Raw genomic sequence first — 16,722 nt, forward strand, 5'->3', positions numbered from 1 at the left:
TCAACCCCTCACGAACTCCCCCACCGCAAAGCCCTGGAAGTACAGCACAGCCGTCAGGTCGCTGTGGTCGATCCGCACGCGGGCTTCGGCGGCGACCTTGGGCTTGGCGTGGTAGGCGATGCCGAGGCCGCTTTCCTCGATCATGGCGAGGTCGTTGGCGCCGTCGCCGATGGCGATGGTGGCGGAGTGGGGCAGGGCGAGGCGGTCGCGCAGCTCGATCAGGCTGGCGAGCTTGGCCTCCTTGCCGAGGATGGGGTCGGCCACTTCGCCGATCAGATGTCCGGCCTCGGTCAGCAGCGTGTTGGAGCGGTCCTCGTTGAAGCCGATCATCGCACGGATGCGGCTCGTGAACACGGTGAAGCCGCCGGAGACCAGGGCGCAATAGGCGCCGTTCGCCCGCATGGTGCGGATCAGCTCGATGCCGCCGGGCGTCAGCGTGATGCGCTCGGCCAGCACTTCGTCGACGATGGAGATCGGCAGGCCCTTGAGCAGGGCGACGCGCTCGCGCAAAGCCGGCTCGAAGGCGATCTCGCCGCGCATGGCGCGTTCGGTGATGGCGGCCACATGCTCCTTGAGGCCGGCATAGGCGGCCAGTTCATCGATGCATTCCTGGCCGATCATGGTCGAGTCCATGTCGGCGACCAGCAAGCGCTTGGCGCGGTCGTCGGCGGGCAGCACGGCGAGGTCGAGGGCCACGTCGGCAAAGGTTTCACGCAGCCGGCGCTCGGCCTCGGCGGGGTCGATATCGTGCCCGACGTCCATTTCCACGGCGACGCCGGGGTTCAGAATCCGGTGGCCGTTGCTGCCGAGCAGGGCGGTCGCCTGCGCCACCCGCGCAACACTCACTTGCGGATTGGCGGGAGATGAGACAAGCGTAGCGATCAACGTCATGCTGTGGGCTCCGGGAGGGCAGGCACGATCATGAAGTACCCGCGCGCGGTCCTGATAGCCGGCCCGACGGCCAGCGGCAAGTCGGCTCTTGCGCTCGAGCTGGCCCGCCGGCTCGACGGCGTGATCCTCAACGCCGACTCGATGCAGGTCTATGCCGAGCTGCGCGTTCTCACCGCCCGCCCGACGGTCGAGGACGAGGCCGCGGTGCCGCATCGGCTCTATGGCCACGTGCCCTGCGCCGACGGCTATACCGTCGCGACATATCTGCGACATTTCAGAGAGGCCCAACGGGAGCTTGGGCGACATATCCCTGTCATTGTGGGCGGCACCGGATTGTACTTCAACGCCCTGACCCAGGGCCTCTCCGACATCCCGCCGGTCAATGACAAGGTGCGGGCCTTCTGGCGCGAGCGGGCCGCGGACTGCCGGCCGGGCGAGCTGCACCGCGAGCTGAAGGCCATCGATCCGGCCGCCTTTCACCGGCTCGATCCGCACGATCTGCAGCGCATCATCCGCGCGCTCGAGGTCTATGACAGCACGGGCAAGTCCTTGTCGGAATGGCAGGAATCCCGCTCGGCGCCGCTGGTCGACCTCGCGCATGCCGTCCGCATCGTCATCTCCCCCGACCGGACCTGGCTGCACGAGCGGATCGAGCGGCGATTCCGCGCGATGATATCGGATGGCGGTCTTGACGAGGCGCAGGCCTTCGGCGCGCTCGGCCTCGATCCGGCCTTGCCGGCCATGAAGGCGATCGGGGTCCCCGAGCTGCTGGCGGCGGCCCGAGGGCAGCTTTCCGTCGACGACGCTGTCGACCAAGCCGTTGTTGCAACACGACAATATGCCAAGCGGCAGGAGACCTGGTTCCGCAATCAGATGCCGGATTGGCGGCGGATCGACAGCTCGGTGGCGGGAAATATCCTTGCGGCTGTCGAGGAAATCGCGCAACAAATGAAATAGGGGCTTGACCTCCTGTTGATTGCTCCTGTAGGTTCCGGCCAGATTTCAACGACGCATCACCTGCGCCGCCCGTGAGGAAACCATGATCCGCTCGTCGATCGTAGTACTTAGTCCGCGCACCGTGATGGAGGCTCGATAGCCACTCCAAACGACATGGTGCGCGGAAAATGTCAGGTCCCTTTCGGGGCCTTTTTTATTACCTCAACACATCGGAATGACTGGTCCCTGGCACGCCAAGCACAATGGGACGAAAGCTGAGGAAAAGCCAAGATGACACGGCAGATGACAGGCGCTGAAATGGTGATCCAGGCGCTGATCGATCAGGGCGTCGACACGATTTTCGGCTATCCGGGTGGCTCTGTGCTGCCGATCTACGACGAGATCTTCCAGCAGGACAAGATCAACCACATCCTCGTCCGTCACGAGCAGGGCGCTGGCCACGCGGCCGAAGGCTATGCCCGCTCCACCGGCAAGGTCGGCGTTGCCCTGGTGACCTCGGGTCCGGGCGCCACCAACATGGTGACGCCGCTGGCCGACGCCTTGCTCGACAGCATCCCCATGGTCTGCATCACAGGCCAGGTGCCGACGCATCTGATCGGCACAGACGCCTTCCAGGAAGCCGACACGGTGGGCATCACGCGGCCCTGCACCAAGCATAACTTCTTGGTCCGTACCATTGAATCGCTGCCGAGGATCCTGCACGAGGCCTTCCGCATCGCCACGACCGGCCGCCCCGGCCCGGTGCTGATCGACATCCCGAAGAACATCCAGTTCCAGACCGGCACCTACGAAAACTGCAAGGACAAGGCGCCGCTCACCCAGTATAATCCGCGTCGCGAGGGCGATGCCGATGCTATTCGCGCGGCCGTCAACCTGATGATCGCCGCCAAGAAGCCGGTGCTCTACACCGGCGGTGGCGTCATCAACTCGGGCCGTCATGCCACGGAACTGTTGCGCGACCTGGTCAAGCTCACCGGCTTCCCGATCACCTCGACGCTGATGGGCCTCGGCGCCTATCCGGCATCCGGGCCGAACTGGCTCGGCATGCTCGGCATGCACGGCACCTACGAAGCCAATCTCGCCATGCACGATTGCGACGTCATGGTCTGCGTCGGTGCGCGCTTCGACGACCGCATCACCGGCCGCATCGACGCCTTCTCGCCCAATTCCAAGAAGATCCACATCGACATCGACCCGTCGTCGATCAACAAGAATGTGCGCGTGGACATTCCCATCGTCGGCGATGTCGGCAGCGTGCTCGCCGAGATGATCCGCCTGTGGAAGGAGTTGAGCCCGCAGACCGATGCCGCGGCCCACAAGAACTGGTGGAACCAGATCGCTTCCTGGCGTGCCAAGAAGTGCCTGCGCTACAAGAAGTCGCATGATGTGATCATGCCGCAATATGCGATCGAGCGGCTTTATGCCATGACGCGCGGTCACGATACTTACATCACCACGGAAGTGGGCCAGCACCAGATGTGGGCGGCGCAGTTCTTCGGCTTCGATGAACCCAACCGCCTGATGACCTCCGGCGGCCTCGGCACCATGGGTTATGGTCTGCCGGCGGCGCTGGGTGCGCAGATTGCCCATCCCAACTCGCTGGTCATCGACATCGCTGGTGACGCCTCGGCGCAGATGTGCATTCAGGAACTGTCGACGGCGGTGCAGTACGACGCGCCGATCAAGATCTTCATCCTGAACAACCAGTACATGGGCATGGTGCGCCAGTGGCAGCAGCTGTTGCACGGCAACCGTCTCAGTCATTCCTATGTCGAGGCGATGCCTGATTTCGTCAAGCTGGCGGAAGCCTATGGCGGCGTCGGCATCCGTTGCGAAAAGCCGGACGAGCTGGACGATGCCATCACGGAGATGATCTCGGTGAAGAAGCCGGTGATCTTCGACTGCCGCGTCGCCAATCTCGCCAACTGCTTCCCGATGATCCCCTCGGGCAAGGCGCATAACGAGATGCTGCTCGGCGAGGACGTCAGCGACGAGGAAATCGGCAACGCCATCGGCGCCGCTGGCAAGGTTCTGGTGTGACGGTCTGTCCGTCCTGATCCGTCACTGCATTGAATTGGAAATATCACCATGATGATCGTCGCAGGCCAGTCCCAGTCCGCCTATTTCCTGGAAGAGGACATCCCCAACACCGAGCGCAGCCACACGCTCTCCGTGCTGGTCGACAACGAGCCGGGCGTGCTCGCCCGCATCGTCGGCCTCTTCTCCGGGCGCGGCTACAACATTGAAAGCCTTACGGTTTCGGAAGTCGAGCACGAGAAGCATCTCTCGCGCATCACCATTGTCACCACCGGCAAGCCGCCGGTGGTCACCCAGATCATGCACCAGATCGGTCGCCTGATCCCGGTGCACCGCGTCACCAATCTCACCTGGCTGGGCGAGACCATCGAGCGCGAGCTGGCGCTGGTGAAGGTGGCCGGCAAGGGCGAGATCCGCGACGACGCGCTGCGCCTCGCCCAGGCCTTCAACGCCCGCATCGTCGATGCCACGCTGGAGTCCTACGTCTTCGAGATCACCGGCACTCCCTCGGACATCGACCGCTTCGTCAGCCTGATGACCAATTGCGGCCTCGTCGAAGTGGCACGCACGGGTCTGGCGGCTGTCGGGCGCGGCAAGATCGGGATGTGATGAGAGGCTTCGGGTGGCGGCTTGGACTTGTCGACCAGTCGCCACCTATCGTCCCTGCATTCACTCACACATTGCCAAGCGCGGATTTCGGCCTATTTTAGAGGGTGTTCGACTGTCAGAGGCAAAGGCCATGGGTATCGCTCTTTCCGATCCGAAGATCGACCAGCTGATCGATGAGTTGACCGCCCTCAAGGGGCAGGACGCCGTTCGCCTCGCCATCATCGCCTCGTTGGAGAGCGAACTGGCGGAAGCGCGGGCGCGCAGGCCTTTGGCCAATCTGACCCCGGAACAGCAGGCCAAGTATGATCGAATCAAGCCCATCCTGGAGCGGATCGACAGCTGGCCGCGCACAGGGCTTGTGGCCGACAAGGCCTTTTATGACAGTTTGAACGACGAATGAGCTTCGTCGACTCGTCAGCCTTGGTGTCGATGCTGGTGCAGGAGCCAGACGCCGATGGTTTGTTGAGACGTTTGCTTGAGGTCGATGTTCGCAAGACATCGGTCTTGTGCAAGTATGAGGTCATGGCCGCCTTGATGCGTCTGCGCAAGGCAAATGCAGCTGCCGTTCAGCGTGAAGTTGACGCCTTCCTGACGACAATGGAAATCGATGTCCTCCCCGTCACCGTTGAAGACTCCAACGCTGCTCTTGCCGCCTTTGAAACCTACGGCAAGGGACGCGGCCATCCGGCTCAACTCAACATGGGCGACTGCTTTTCTCTCGCCATGGCTCAGCGGCGCGGCTTGCGGCTGATTTACAAAGGCAACGATTTTGCTGCGCTGGGGCTTTGACACCGGGCCGAATGTGCCTCCTCCCACTCACGCCTGCACATCCACTCCCATCGCCTCCAGCAGCTGGAACTGCTGATCTGCGTTGATCTTCAGCCCCTTGAAGCTCGCGAGAGCCGACAAGTTGAAGCCGCTCAGCTCGCAATCGCGCAAGTCGGCGTCGTCGAACCTGGCGCTGTCGATCACAGCCTGGAACAGGTCGGAGCCGGTGAAGTCGGTCTCGCGAAAATCGCAGTCGCTGAGATCGGCTTCGCGCATGCGGCAGTTGGTCAGGCGCGAGGTGGAGAGTCTGGCGCTGGACAGTTCGGCGAGTTCCAGATTGCAGTCGTCGAACAGGACGCGCACGATCACCTGCTTGCGGCTCAGCGCGTGGCTGAAGTCCGCGCCGGGGAACTTGGCGCCGAGGAGATTGCAGTTGCTCCATTCCGAGGCATAGAGCTCGCAGCGGTCAAACCGGGCAAAGGCAAGATTGCAGTTGTTGAAACTGGCCTGCTGCATCGGGCAGAAGGCAAAGGCCGCGCCTCTGGATTTGTCGTCGGGGTCGACGAAACTGCAATTGTCGAAGCGTGCTTCGGTCAGGTCCACCCGCGAGAAGCGGCAGCGGATGAAGGCGCAGTCGACGAAGCGCGCTTCGCGGAAATCCGCGTTGGAAAACAGCATGTCCTCAAAGCGGCAGTCGCGAAACTCGGTCTCTGCGGCCTCGACGTCGGGCCAGGTGGCGCCGGCAAGTTGTTGCGCCACGATCGGCTGACGCCTTGCGATGAGAGAGGCGATCTCGTCTTCAGTCATGGATTCCCCAGCCATATTGCAGCAGGGCCGCCATCAGGGATGACTCGCGGCCGGCGCAAGGTCATAGCGCAATTCGGGCTAGGGGCGGAGACGGAAGCCTCCCGACCGCGTCCAAAAAACACAGTGATATCGCCGCGGTGGGGCTCAGATCTGTCGATGCCGGCTTGGCCTTCCTCCGAAAACATGCATTCTACGGGCCGAACAAAATGGGGCGATCTGCCCCGCCACTTGCCAGGAGCACAAGATGACGTGGACCATGCCGCCGGAAACCGCCCCGCAGGACAGGATCTGGATGGCCTTTCCACGTGAAGGCGCGACCCTGGGCGATAGCGCCTCGGCGCGGGAGGCCGGCTATGCCGCCTGGTCGGCCGTCGCTCACGCCATTGCCGCCTTCGAACCGGTGACGATGATCGTCGATCCCAGCGAGATCCAGCGGGCGCGGCGCATGCTTTCGGGCGACATCGAGATCGTCGAGCGCGCCATCGACGATTTCTGGATGCGCGATCCCGGCCCCACCTTTGTGCACGCCGCCGATGGTTCGCTGGCCGCGGTCGACTGGATCTTCAACGGCTGGGGCGGTGGCGACTGGACCTCGGCGCAGAATGACCGGGGCGTCGCCCGCTTCATCGCCGATCTGGTCGGCGTGCCCGTGGTGTCCTCGCTGCTGGTCAACGAGGGCGGCGGCATCCACGTGGACGGGGAGGGCACCATCTTCCTGACCGACACCGTGCAGCTCGATCCCGACCGCAACCCGCATGCCGACAAGCAGCGCGTGGAAGCAGAGATGGCCCGCACGCTCGGCACCACCAAGGCGATCTGGCTGCCGCAGGGCCTCACGCGCGATTATGAACGCTTCGGCACGCGCGGCCATGTGGACATCGTCGCCACCTTCCCCTCGCCGGGCAAGGTGCTGCTGCATGATCAGCGCAACCCCGCGCATCCCGATCATGCCGTGATGGCGGCGATCCGTGCCCAGCTGTCTGAGGCGACCGACGCCCGTGGCCGGCGCCTCGAGATCATCGACGTTCCGGCGCCCGACACGCTCACCGATGCGCATGGCCCGGTCGACTGGAGCTATATCAACCACCTCACCGTCAACGACGGCGTCATCGCCTGCGGTTTCGGCGAAGAGGTGGCGGACGCGCGGGCACGCGACATTCTCGCCGCTGCCTATCCCGGCCGCCGCGTGGTGTCGGTCGATGCGCGCGAACTCTTTGCGCGCGGCGGTGGCGTCCATTGCATCACCCAGCAGCAACCCAAGCCGCGGGTCCTATGATGAAGCTGGTCGAGGCCTCGATCGCCGATCTGCGCGCTGCGCTTGATGCCGGACGCACCACGTCCGTGGCGCTGGTCGCCGGCTACCTCACGCGAATCGCGCGCTATGATCGGCACGGTCCGGCGCTCAACGCCGTCCCGGTGCTGAATCCGGCCATGTTCGAGGAGGCGCGCGCCGCCGATCTCCGGCGCGCGCGCGGCGAAACCCTCGGCCCGCTCGACGGTATCCCCTATACCGCCAAGGACAGCTACATGGTGCAAGGCCTCACGGTCGCCTCGGGATCGCCGGCCTTCGCCGATCTCGTCGCGTCCGAAGATGCCTTCACCATCGCTCGCCTGCGGGCGGCCGGTGCCGTGTTCATCGGCCGTACCAACATGCCGCCCATGGCCAATGGCGGCATGCAGCGTGGGCTCTATGGCCGCGCGGAATCGCCCTATAACGCCACCTGGCTCACGGCCGCCTTCGGCTCCGGCTCGTCCAACGGTTCCGGCACGGCCACGGCGGCGAGCTTCGCCGCCTTCGGTCTCGGCGAGGAAACCTGGTCGTCGGGCCGCGCGCCGGCGTCAAACAACGGGCTCTGCGCCTATACGCCGAGCCGCGGCGTCATCTCGGTGCGCGGCAACTGGCCGCTGGTGCCCACCATGGACGTGGTGGTGCCGCATGCGCGCTGCATGGCCGATCTGCTTGATCTCCTCGATGTCATCGTCGCCGACGATCCCGATACGCGCGGCGACTTCTGGCGCCTGCAGCCCTGGGTGACCATTCCCGCCGCATCCTCCGTCCGGCCTGCCTCCTATGCGGCGCTGGCAGAGGGCGCTTCGCTCAAGGGCAAGCGCATCGGCGTGCCCGCCATGTATATCAATGCCGACGCTGCCGCCGGCACGGGGACACATCCCGGCATCGGCGGCCCCACCGGCCAGCGCATCGAGACGCGCGCGTCGGTCATCGCCCTCTGGCAAGCGGCGCGGGCTGCGCTGGAGGCGGCTGGTGCCGAGGTGGTCGTCGTTGATTTCCCGGTGGTCTCCAATTATGAGGGCGACCGTCCCGGCTGTCCCACCGTCGCTACGCGTGGTCTTGTCGGCGCTGACTTCCTCAAGCGCGAGATCATCGATCTCTCGGCCTGGTCCTGGAACGCGTTCCTTGAGATGAACGACCGCCGCCTTGTCGATGTGGACGGCAAGCTGATCTTCCCGGCGCCCAAGGGCAGTCTGCCCGATCGCTATACCGGCTTTGACGACGTCATCGGCCTCTATCCCGATTATGCCCGCGAGCTCGATCTGAGCGATTTTCGCGCCATCCCGCATATCGCCGAGGGCGTGAAGGGGCTTGAGGAAACGCGCCGGCTCGATCTCGAAGCCTGGATGGATGGCCTGGGCCTCGATGCGGTGGTGTTCCCCGCCGTCGCCGACGTCGGCCCTGCCGATATGGACGTCAATCCCGTCTCCGCCGATGCGGGCTGGCGCAATGGCGTCTGGGTCGCCAATGGCAATCTCGTCATCCGCCACCTCGGCATTCCCACCGTCACCGTGCCCATGGGCGTGATGGACGACATTGGCATGCCCGTCGGCCTTACCTTTGCGGGCCGCGCTTGGGACGACAACCGCCTGCTCTCGCTCGCCGCCGCCTTCGAGGCGACCGGCCGCTATCGCAAGGCGCCGCCGCGCACGCCGGAGCTCGACGATCTCTTTGCCGCTCCGCCGGCGGCCCCGCCTCTGTCGCCTGCACCGGATTTCACCGCCATCGCCACGGCGATCGACGCCGAGAGGGTGCGCATCACCGCCGACTTCGGCGCCGACGTGCCGCCGGAAGCCGTCACGCTCGACGGCATCCCCGTCGCCTGGACGGCCACCGAATACGGCTTCCATGTCGACCACGAGGCCCCGCGCAACCGGCAGGTCCACAGCGAATGGTCCGCGCCTTACGGCCACCTCGTCGTTGTCACCTTCGTCAACGGCACGGCGGCCTATCGCGAGCTGATGCCGCTCGGCTGAATAGCCCAAGGAACACGTCCATGATCCCCTAGGTGAAGCTCGATTCCGTGCAGCTTGAGGATGGGCCGGAGCTGCGTCTCATGCAGCGCGGTACAGAGTTCTCCATCATGCTCGGTTCGAACGAGCTGATGAACAGCCGCCTCAGCGGTTCGGAGGAGGCGCTGGCCTCGCTCGCCTGCAGCCGGCTTGCCGGGCGACGGCCGCTCCGCATGTTGATCGGCGGTCTCGGCATGGGCTTCACCTTGCGCGCCGCGCTCGGCCAGCTCGATGCGCGCGCCGAGGTCACCGTCGCCGAGCTGGTGCCCTCGGTGATCGCTTGGGCGCGCGACCAGATGGCTCCGGTGTTCAACGGCTGTCTCGACGATCCGCGCGTGCGCCTGCACCAGGGAGACGTCGGGGCGGTGATCCGCGCCGCGCCGTCCACCTGGGACGCCATCCTGCTCGACGTCGACAATGGCCCCGACGGCCTGACGCGCAAGGGCAATGACGCGCTCTATTCCGCCGAAGGCCTCGCCGCCGCATCGCGTGCTCTGACGCCGGGCGGCATCTTCTCCGTCTGGTCCTCCGGTCCCGATCCCGCCTTCACGCGGCGGCTGAAACAGGTCGGCTTCGCCGTCACCGAAGTGCCTACCCGCGCCAACGGCAAACGCGGCGGCGCTCGCCACATGATCTGGGTGGCGAGCAAGGCACAGAAGGTCTAGTTCGCGTGCGCTTGCTTTCGATGCCGGCCTAATGCCGCTGATGCATTGATGTTTTCAAAATTGCTCTTTTTGATTGAAAATACTGAAATTGTATGTCCACTTTTGAGGGCTGCATTTGAGCAGTTCTCATAGGGGGACAAAAATGAAACTTTTGCGTCTATTGCTCGCTCTATCTACGTCCGTTCCACTAGTTGGGTGCAATCAATCGAACATTCAAATTGAAAAATTTGTTGCGGGAGTCGGTCCTAGTGGTGGTGTTTTTGTTGAGGCACAGTCTGCCGACAATTTTGTTCTTGATGGCAAGAGTCAGGTTGGAGCTTTATATTACGTACGGAATTTCTCAGAGAAAACCAAAGCAAATCCGGAATCTATTGACTTGGCCTGTGCTGTAGTGGATGGCTATGGTAGTTTTACACCGCAGACAGCAAAGTACCCAAGTTTAAAGTATTCCCAAACATTTGAGCCAGGTGCGGCTATCCCTTCAATATTCAAAAGTTTTTTTGGTGGAGTATCAGCCGAAGGAAATTTCAATCGGGCGGTGAAGGTTGACATATCAAATGTAGCAGAAATAAAATTGAATATTGACGGCCAGGTTGTGCTTCAGAATATATTTAAACGCAGCAAAAGCTGCAAGAATATCCTGAGTGCTTTGCCTTCGACTTCTAGGTCGTCTGTATTTCAGCTTGTTTCGGTTGTGTTTGCTGATGTGAAAATTGATAAGAAGATCAGCGGGTCTGTCAGTGTCGGTGCTGCAGGCATAAAGCCATCTATAAAAAAGCGCCAATGAAAGTAGTATTTCGGAAAAAAAGCTCGCTTTTAAGATTTTTAAGCGTATTTTTTGATCGAGTGAGCATGAAGTCGAGAAGCTTCATAAAACTATAACGCATTGGTTTCTTTGGGCTGGTCGTCAGATAAGAGATCGGCGTGGCTAAGCCCATTGGCCCATCTTTGGGCAAAAAAGCGGCCCCGGTTCCCCGGAGCCGCCTTGTCCTATTGCTGTTCCCCCTCGATCACTCGAGATCGAAGCGGTCGGCGTTCATCACCTTGACCCAGGCGGCGACGAAGTCCTTGACCAGCTTCTCGCCGGCGTCGCTCTGGCCGTAGACTTCGGCCAATGCGCGCAGCTGCGAGTTGGAGCCGAAGACGAGGTCAACGCGGGTGGCGGTCCACTTGATGGCGCCGGTCTTACGGTCGCGGCCTTCGAAGACGGTCTTGTCGCCGTCCGTTGCCCGCCAGACCGTGCTCATGTCCAGCAGGTTGACGAAGAAGTCGTTCGTCAGGGCGCCAGGCCGGGCGGTGAACACGCCGTGGCTGACGTTGCCGCTGTTGGCACCGAGCACCCGGAGGCCGCCGACCAGCACCGTCATCTCCGGCGCGGTCAGCGTCAGGAGCTGGGCGCGGTCAACCAGCAGCTCTTCCGCCGAGACGGCGAACTGGCGCTTCTGGTAGTTGCGGAAACCGTCGGCGATCGGCTCCAGCACGGCGAAGGAGGTCACGTCGGTCTGCTCGGCGGTGGCGTCGGTGCGACCCGCCGTGAAGGGCACGGTCACCGTGACGCCGGCATCCGCCGCCGCCTTTTCCACCGCCGCGGAACCGGCCAGCACGATCAGGTCGGCCAGCGAGATCTTCGCCTCGCCAGAGGCATTGAACGCCGTCTGGATGCCGGAGAGCACGTCCAGCACCTTGTTCAGTTCCGCCGGATCGTTGACGGCCCAGTTCTTCTGCGGGTCGAGGCGGACGCGGGCGCCGTTGGCGCCGCCGCGCTTGTCCGAACCGCGGAAGGTGGAGGCCGAGGCCCAGGCCGTCTTGACGAGTTCGCTGACGCTGAGGCCGGAGGCGAGCACCTTTTCCTTCAGCACGGCAATGTCCTGCGGCGATACCAGCGGATGGTCGACCGCCGGCACCGGATCCTGCCAGATCAGGTCTTCCGCCGGCACTTCCGGGCCGATGTAACGGGCCTTCGGGCCCATGTCGCGATGGGTCAGCTTGAACCAGGCGCGGGCGAAGGCGTCGGCGAACTGATCGGGGTTCTCGAAGAAGCGGCGGGAGATCTTCTCGTACTCGGGGTCGAAGCGCAGCGCGAGGTCGGTGGTCAGCATGGCCGGGGCGATGCGCTTGCTGCTGTCGTGGGCATGCGGCACCGTGCCGGCGCCTGCGCCGCCCTTGGGCGTCCACTGATGCGCGCCGGCGGGGCTCTTGGTCAGCTCCCAGTCATAGCCGAACAGGTTCCAGAAGAAGTTGTTGCTCCACTTGGTCGGGGTCGACGTCCAGGTCACCTCGAGGCCCGAGGTGATGGTGTCGCCGCCCTTGCCCGAACCGTAGCTGTTGGTCCAGCCCAGGCCCTGCTCCTCGACGTCGGCGGTCTCCGGGTCGACGCCCACATGGGCGGCAGCCGCGGCGCCATGGGTCTTGCCGAAGGTGTGGCCGCCAGCGATCAGCGCCACGGTTTCCTCGTCGTTCATCGCCATGCGGGCGAAGGTTTCGCGGATGTCGCGAGCGGCCGCCAGCGGGTCCGGGTGGCCGTTCGGGCCTTCCGGGTTGACGTAGATGAGGCCCATCTGCACGGCGGCCAGCGGGTTCTCAAGGTCTCGGTCGCCGGAATAGCGCTTGTCGTCCAGCCACTTGGTTTCCGAACCCCAGTAGACGTCCTCTTCCGGCTCCCACACGTCGGCGCGACCGCCGCCGAAGCCGAAGGTAGCAAAACCCATGCTCTCCAACGCCACGTTGCCGGTGAGGATCATCAGGTCAGCCCAGGAGATGGCGTTGCCATACTTCTGCTTGATCGGCCACAGGAGACGGCGGGCCTTGTCGAGGTTGACGTTGTCGGGCCAGGAGTTGAGCGGGGCGAAGCGCTGCTGGCCGGTGCCGGCGCCGCCACGGCCGTCGCCGGTGCGATAGGTGCCGGCCGAGTGCCAGGCCATGCGGATGAACAGCGGACCATAGTGCCCGAAGTCGGCCGGCCACCAATCCTGGCTGTCGGTCATCAGCGCGCGCAGATCGGCCTTGAGCGCCTCATAGTCAAGGCCCTTGAAGGCCTTGGCATAGTCGAAGCCGGCTGCAAACGGGTCCGACAGCGCCGAGTTCTGGTGCAGGATCTTGAGGTTCAGCTGGTTCGGCCACCAGTCGCGATTGGTGGTGCCGGCGCTGGCCTTGGTGACGCCGCCGTGCGGGAAGGGGCATTTGCCCGCGCTCGTTTCAACTTTCGTGTCCATGACTGTCTCCCGGTTGGACTTCGTGGCTGGCGCACCGGACCCACCGGTCGCCAGGAAGCAAGGAACAGGCGAAGGCACGCAAACTGGCGTCACCCCCGGCCGACAGTTGAGTTCTAGACTTGCGCTTCCATCAGGTAAAATTGCGAATTATGATGCACGCGATAGGATAAAGTTATCTGGCGCCCTGTCCCTCGGATCCGAGGCGATGGTTCGATGCGCCTGAAGGGGGCGATGGGGGCGGTTCTGAAGGCCGTTCCCGGAGAGTTGATTGAGGCGCCGCTGCCGTCGTCCTATAGAAGCGCGATCCTACTCCTGCCCCGTGGTCTTGTCTTGGCCGAGTTGTCGCATCTTTCCCCGCGTGTTGCCGTTCGCTGGGCCTTTCGCTCGGGGCGTTTTCGCGAACTTGTGCTGCTGGTACTGGCGGCTCTTATCGGCTGCCTGTCAGGCGGTGTGGTGACGCTGATGAGCTGGATCACCAGCCAGGCGCATCATCTCCTCTATCAGCTCGACGGCCACATGCGGCTCAGCGAACAGGATCATCTGGCCTCGCCCTGGCTGGCACTGGTCCCGCTCATCGGCGGGCTTGTCATCGCCGGTCTCAATGCCGTCTTCCGCCACACGTTCACCCGGCCGCCGGTCGACCCCATTGAAGCCAATGCCCTTTATGGCGGGCGCATGTCGGTCGGCGAGAGCCTCTACGTGGCCCTGCAAACCATGGTGTCGAGCGGCTTCGGCGCTTCGGTCGGCCTTGAGGCCGGCTATACCCAGGCGAGTTCCGGTCTTGCGTCCCGGGTGGCGACGGCTCTCAAGCTGCGCCGGCCCGACGTACGCATGCTCGTGGGCTGTGCCGCCGCTGGCGCCATCGCCGCCGCCTTCAGCGCGCCGATCACCGGCGCCTTCTACGGCTTCGAGCTGATCATCGGCACCTATACGGTCGCGCTGGTGGCACCGGTGCTGGCGGCGGCGCTTGCGGCCAGTCTCACAGCGGGTTGGCTCGGCGCGGTACAGACGCCTATCCTGATCGGTGCCGTGCCGCCGATGACGGCACTGGAACTGGCGCCCTATCTGGCGCTCGGTGTTCTTGGCGGCCTCGCCGCCGTCGGCGTCATGCAACTGGTGTCCGGGGTCGAGCGACTGTTCCGTGTCTGCCGCTGTCCGGCCTGGGCCCGGCCGGCGATCGCCGGGGCAGCCATCGGTGGGTTGGCGCTGATCTCGCCGCATGTCCTGTCGTCGGGACACGGGGCGCTGCACGTGGATCTTGCCGCCTTTGGCGGCTGGCCGGCACTGCTCATGCTGTTCGGCTTGAAGATGCTGGCGTCCGCGCTGTCGCTCGGCGGCGGCTTTCGTGGCGGCCTGTTCTTCGCCTCGCTCTATCTCGGTGCCTTGCTCGGCAAGGCCTACGCGCTGATGGCGGCTGCCGCCGGACTCTCGCCGCTGCTCGCACCGACGGTTTCCGCCGTGGTCGGCATGGCCTCGATCGCCGTGGGTGTCGTCGGCGGTCCCATGACCATGTCCTTCCTTGTGCTGGAGACCACCCATGACTTCGCCATCACCGGCGCCGTGCTGGTCGCGTCGATCATGTCGGCGGTGGTGGTACGCGAGACCTTCGGCTACTCCTTCTCCACCTGGCGCCTGCATCTGCGTGGCGAGACCATCCGCAGCGCTCATGACGTGGGCTGGATCCGCAATCTGACGGTTGCGCGCATGATGCGGGCGGATATCCGCACCGCCGCCGCCAACCAGAGCCTCGAAACCTTCCGCAAGACGTTCCCGCTTGGATCGACCCAGCGGGTGATCCTGGTCGGCGACCAGGACGCCTATGCCGGGATCGTGCTGGTGGCGGACGCCTATCAGCCAGGAACCGACGCGGATGCGCAGGCCGACATCAGCAGCCTGGCACGGCATCGCGACAGCCTGCTGCTGCCGTCGATGACCGCCGACGCGGCGGCGCGCGTCTTCCGCTCGGCGCAAAGCGAGGAGCTGGCGGTGGTGGAGAGCCTGCATACGCGCAAGGTCGTCGGTCTCCTCACCGAGCAGCACCTGTTGCGCCGCTATGCCGAGGAGCTCGACCGCGCACGCCGGGATCTCACCGGCGGCGCGGCCTGAGTCCTTGCTTCAGGACGATCTTACCGATTGTCGAGCTGGGCGCGGACCAGCTCCAGCCCGCGCCTTGTGATGCGATAAGGCTGGCCGTCCTTGGAGGCGATCGCCCGCTTCTGCTTCAGCTTGCGAAACAGGTGAAGTCCGAAGTCGGTGAAAAGCCAGCCGTCGCGGCTGATACACTCCAGCTGTTCGATGTTGCCGCGCTCATTGCGGCAATAGTCGATACGCCCGCCCTGGGCTAGCAGGTGGAGAATGCGCTGTTCGTCGCGCGATATGTTCATGGTCTTGAAGATCCGGTCGGTGCCGCATGAGCATCCGCCGATCATGTGGAAACGACATGATCGAAAAGCGGCTGCCCAGGCTTTTGGCTCTGGAGCGGTTTCTTTTGGACCTGATGATTGCATCAGGTTGGAAGGTGCTCCAGGGCACAACAAAACTGTCCGGCGCTTCATAGGCGAAGGCCGGGGCTTCGTTGTCTGACCCGTTCCGCGGGGAAACCACGCGGTCCGGGTCCTTACCGGGTCTCAGATACGACTGACATCCACACTCCCATGATGGGAGTTTGAGTAAACGCGTGGTCGATGGTCTCTGTCAAGACGGGAGACCACGCGTTCCGGAAGTGTCACTCCGCCGCGATGGCGTTTGTCTCGCAGCCGGCGAGGGCAAACTCGACGGCGGCTTCGGCGTGGATGGCGGTGCTGTCGAAGCCGGGCAGGGCAAGCGACTTGGGATCGAGGATAAGGCAGATTTCCGTGCAGCCGAGGATGACGGCATCGGCGCCGCGTGCCTTGGCGGCCTCGATGAGATCGAAGAGGGCCAGGCGCGACTCGTCGCGGACGATGCCGGCACAGAGCTCATCGAAGATCACGTTGTGGACCAGCGTGCGGCCGGCGTCGTCGGGCGTCATCACCTGCAGGCCATGGGCGGCCATGCGCTTCGAATAGAAGCCGTGTTCCATGGTGTAGCGGGTTGCCAGCAGCAGCGGTCGGCAGCTGCCGGCGGCCTTCAGCGCCTTGGCGGTCTCGTCGATGATGTGAACGAGCGGGGCATCCACCGCGCCGGCCACCTCATCGGCCACCAGGTGCATGGTGTTGGTGCAGATCAGAATGCAGTCGGCGCCGGCGCGCTCGAGCCCCTTGGCGGCAGCGCCGAGGCGCTCGGCGGCGAGATCCCAGCGGCCGGCCTTCTGCAGGTCCACCACTGACTGGAAGTCCACCGAATGCATGACGATTTCCGCCGAATGCAGCGCGCCCAGGCGCTCCCGCACCGCCTCGTTGATCATGCGATAGTAGACAGCCGTGCTCTCGAAGCTCATGCCGCCGATAAGTCCGATGGTGCGCATTGTTGTTCCCCTGATGATCGCGAACCGA

The 16,722-nt window shown here is 64.1% G+C and carries 15 protein-coding genes; 10 read left to right on the top strand and 5 right to left on the bottom strand.

All coding sequences use genetic code 11. The annotated features are described in order from the left end of the window. A complete protein-coding gene (gene serB / locus L2I41_RS04950; protein WP_237152405.1) occupies window positions 1-891 on the bottom strand; it encodes a phosphoserine phosphatase SerB in 891 nt (296 codons plus the stop codon). 30 nt (window positions 892-921) lie between these two features. Here serB and miaA point away from each other — a divergent pair, with 30 nt between their 5' ends. From miaA to L2I41_RS04975, 5 genes are all read left to right on the top strand, one after another. Beyond that, the gene (gene miaA / locus L2I41_RS04955) at window positions 922-1,848 is read left to right on the top strand and encodes a tRNA (adenosine(37)-N6)-dimethylallyltransferase MiaA (RefSeq protein WP_237152406.1); all 927 of its coding nucleotides are present in this window, start codon (window positions 922-924) and stop codon (window positions 1,846-1,848) included. 282 nt (window positions 1,849-2,130) lie between these two features. Further along, complete coding sequence (locus L2I41_RS04960) at window positions 2,131-3,888, top strand: acetolactate synthase 3 large subunit (protein ID WP_237152583.1); 1,758 nt, start codon at window positions 2,131-2,133, stop codon at window positions 3,886-3,888. 51 nt (window positions 3,889-3,939) lie between these two features. Further along, window positions 3,940-4,494, top strand: coding sequence for an acetolactate synthase small subunit (gene ilvN, locus L2I41_RS04965; RefSeq protein ID WP_237152584.1), 555 nt, complete (start codon window positions 3,940-3,942; stop codon window positions 4,492-4,494). Between the two features lie 130 nt (window positions 4,495-4,624). Then, window positions 4,625-4,894 carry a transcription factor gene (locus L2I41_RS04970; protein WP_237152407.1) on the top strand — a complete coding sequence of 90 codons (270 nt, stop codon included), beginning with the start codon at window positions 4,625-4,627 and terminating at the stop codon, window positions 4,892-4,894. Next, window positions 4,891-5,283, top strand: a complete 393-nt coding sequence (locus L2I41_RS04975; protein WP_237152408.1) for a type II toxin-antitoxin system VapC family toxin — start codon at window positions 4,891-4,893, stop codon at window positions 5,281-5,283. The genes L2I41_RS04970 and L2I41_RS04975 overlap by 4 nt, the downstream gene beginning before the upstream one ends. A gap of 27 nt (window positions 5,284-5,310) precedes the next feature. Here the strand turns inward: L2I41_RS04975 and L2I41_RS04980 are convergent, their stop codons facing one another. Further along, the gene (locus L2I41_RS04980) at window positions 5,311-6,069 is read right to left on the bottom strand and encodes a pentapeptide repeat-containing protein (protein WP_237152409.1); all 759 of its coding nucleotides are present in this window, start codon (window positions 6,067-6,069) and stop codon (window positions 5,311-5,313) included. A 244-nt stretch (window positions 6,070-6,313) separates the two neighbouring features. On the opposite strand from L2I41_RS04980, the gene L2I41_RS04985 reads away from it, so the two are divergent. The 4 genes from L2I41_RS04985 (at window position 6,314) to L2I41_RS05000 (ending at window position 10,824) form a co-directional block, all read left to right on the top strand. Then, window positions 6,314-7,345 (top strand): agmatine deiminase family protein, encoded by a 1,032-nt coding sequence (locus L2I41_RS04985; protein ID WP_237152410.1) that lies wholly within the window; start codon window positions 6,314-6,316, stop codon window positions 7,343-7,345. Then, a complete protein-coding gene (locus tag L2I41_RS04990) occupies window positions 7,345-9,336 on the top strand; it encodes an amidase (RefSeq protein WP_237152411.1) in 1,992 nt (663 codons plus the stop codon). Before L2I41_RS04985 ends, L2I41_RS04990 begins: the two co-directional genes overlap by 1 nt. 80 nt (window positions 9,337-9,416) lie before the next feature. Next, window positions 9,417-10,037 carry a spermidine synthase gene (locus tag L2I41_RS04995; protein WP_237152585.1) on the top strand — a complete coding sequence of 207 codons (621 nt, stop codon included), beginning with the start codon at window positions 9,417-9,419 and terminating at the stop codon, window positions 10,035-10,037. 142 nt (window positions 10,038-10,179) lie between these two features. After that, window positions 10,180-10,824 (top strand): hypothetical protein, encoded by a 645-nt coding sequence (locus tag L2I41_RS05000; RefSeq protein WP_237152412.1) that lies wholly within the window; start codon window positions 10,180-10,182, stop codon window positions 10,822-10,824. A 223-nt stretch (window positions 10,825-11,047) separates the two neighbouring features. Here L2I41_RS05000 and katG read toward each other — a convergent pair whose 3' ends face one another. Next, on the bottom strand, window positions 11,048-13,249 hold the full coding sequence (gene katG / locus L2I41_RS05005) for a catalase/peroxidase HPI (RefSeq protein ID WP_237152413.1): 2,202 nt from the start codon (window positions 13,247-13,249) through the stop codon (window positions 11,048-11,050). Between the two features lie 231 nt (window positions 13,250-13,480). Between katG and L2I41_RS05010 the strand changes: the two genes are divergently transcribed. Then, entirely contained in the window at window positions 13,481-15,355 is a 1,875-nt protein-coding gene (locus L2I41_RS05010; protein ID WP_237152414.1) for a chloride channel protein, read from the top strand. A 20-nt stretch (window positions 15,356-15,375) separates the two neighbouring features. Here the strand turns inward: L2I41_RS05010 and L2I41_RS05015 are convergent, their stop codons facing one another. Together L2I41_RS05015 and L2I41_RS05020 are read right to left on the bottom strand one after the other, a co-directional pair. Continuing rightward, window positions 15,376-15,633, bottom strand: a complete 258-nt coding sequence (locus tag L2I41_RS05015; RefSeq protein ID WP_237152415.1) for a YjhX family toxin — start codon at window positions 15,631-15,633, stop codon at window positions 15,376-15,378. Window positions 15,634-15,974: 341 nt separating this feature from the next. Further along, complete coding sequence (locus L2I41_RS05020; protein WP_237152416.1) at window positions 15,975-16,694, bottom strand: aspartate/glutamate racemase family protein; 720 nt, start codon at window positions 16,692-16,694, stop codon at window positions 15,975-15,977. Window positions 16,695-16,722 lie beyond the last annotated feature (28 nt).

This window comes from Oryzibacter oryziterrae (assembly GCF_021864535.1).
GTDB lineage: Bacteria > Pseudomonadota > Alphaproteobacteria > Rhizobiales > Pleomorphomonadaceae > Pleomorphomonas > Pleomorphomonas oryziterrae.

Bases quoted from the DNA above. Each gene is read 5' to 3' on its own strand.
- L2I41_RS04975 (WP_237152408.1), top strand. From the start codon at position 4,891: ATGAGCTTCGTCGACTCGTCAGCCTTGGTGTCGATGCTGGTGCAGGAG.
- ilvN (WP_237152584.1), top strand. From the start codon at position 3,940: ATGATCGTCGCAGGCCAGTCCCAGTCCGCCTATTTCCTGGAAGAGGAC.
- L2I41_RS04995 (WP_237152585.1), top strand. From the start codon at position 9,417: ATGCAGCGCGGTACAGAGTTCTCCATCATGCTCGGTTCGAACGAGCTG.
- katG (WP_237152413.1), bottom strand. From the start codon at position 13,249: ATGGACACGAAAGTTGAAACGAGCGCGGGCAAATGCCCCTTCCCGCAC.
- L2I41_RS04980 (WP_237152409.1), bottom strand. From the start codon at position 6,069: ATGACTGAAGACGAGATCGCCTCTCTCATCGCAAGGCGTCAGCCGATC.
- L2I41_RS04960 (WP_237152583.1), top strand. From the start codon at position 2,131: ATGACAGGCGCTGAAATGGTGATCCAGGCGCTGATCGATCAGGGCGTC.
- L2I41_RS05010 (WP_237152414.1), top strand. From the start codon at position 13,481: ATGGGGGCGGTTCTGAAGGCCGTTCCCGGAGAGTTGATTGAGGCGCCG.
- L2I41_RS04990 (WP_237152411.1), top strand. From the start codon at position 7,345: ATGAAGCTGGTCGAGGCCTCGATCGCCGATCTGCGCGCTGCGCTTGAT.
- L2I41_RS04970 (WP_237152407.1), top strand. From the start codon at position 4,625: ATGGGTATCGCTCTTTCCGATCCGAAGATCGACCAGCTGATCGATGAG.
- L2I41_RS05020 (WP_237152416.1), bottom strand. From the start codon at position 16,694: ATGCGCACCATCGGACTTATCGGCGGCATGAGCTTCGAGAGCACGGCT.
- miaA (WP_237152406.1), top strand. From the start codon at position 922: ATGAAGTACCCGCGCGCGGTCCTGATAGCCGGCCCGACGGCCAGCGGC.
- L2I41_RS05015 (WP_237152415.1), bottom strand. From the start codon at position 15,633: ATGAACATATCGCGCGACGAACAGCGCATTCTCCACCTGCTAGCCCAG.
- serB (WP_237152405.1), bottom strand. From the start codon at position 891: ATGACGTTGATCGCTACGCTTGTCTCATCTCCCGCCAATCCGCAAGTG.
- L2I41_RS04985 (WP_237152410.1), top strand. From the start codon at position 6,314: ATGACGTGGACCATGCCGCCGGAAACCGCCCCGCAGGACAGGATCTGG.
- L2I41_RS05000 (WP_237152412.1), top strand. From the start codon at position 10,180: ATGAAACTTTTGCGTCTATTGCTCGCTCTATCTACGTCCGTTCCACTA.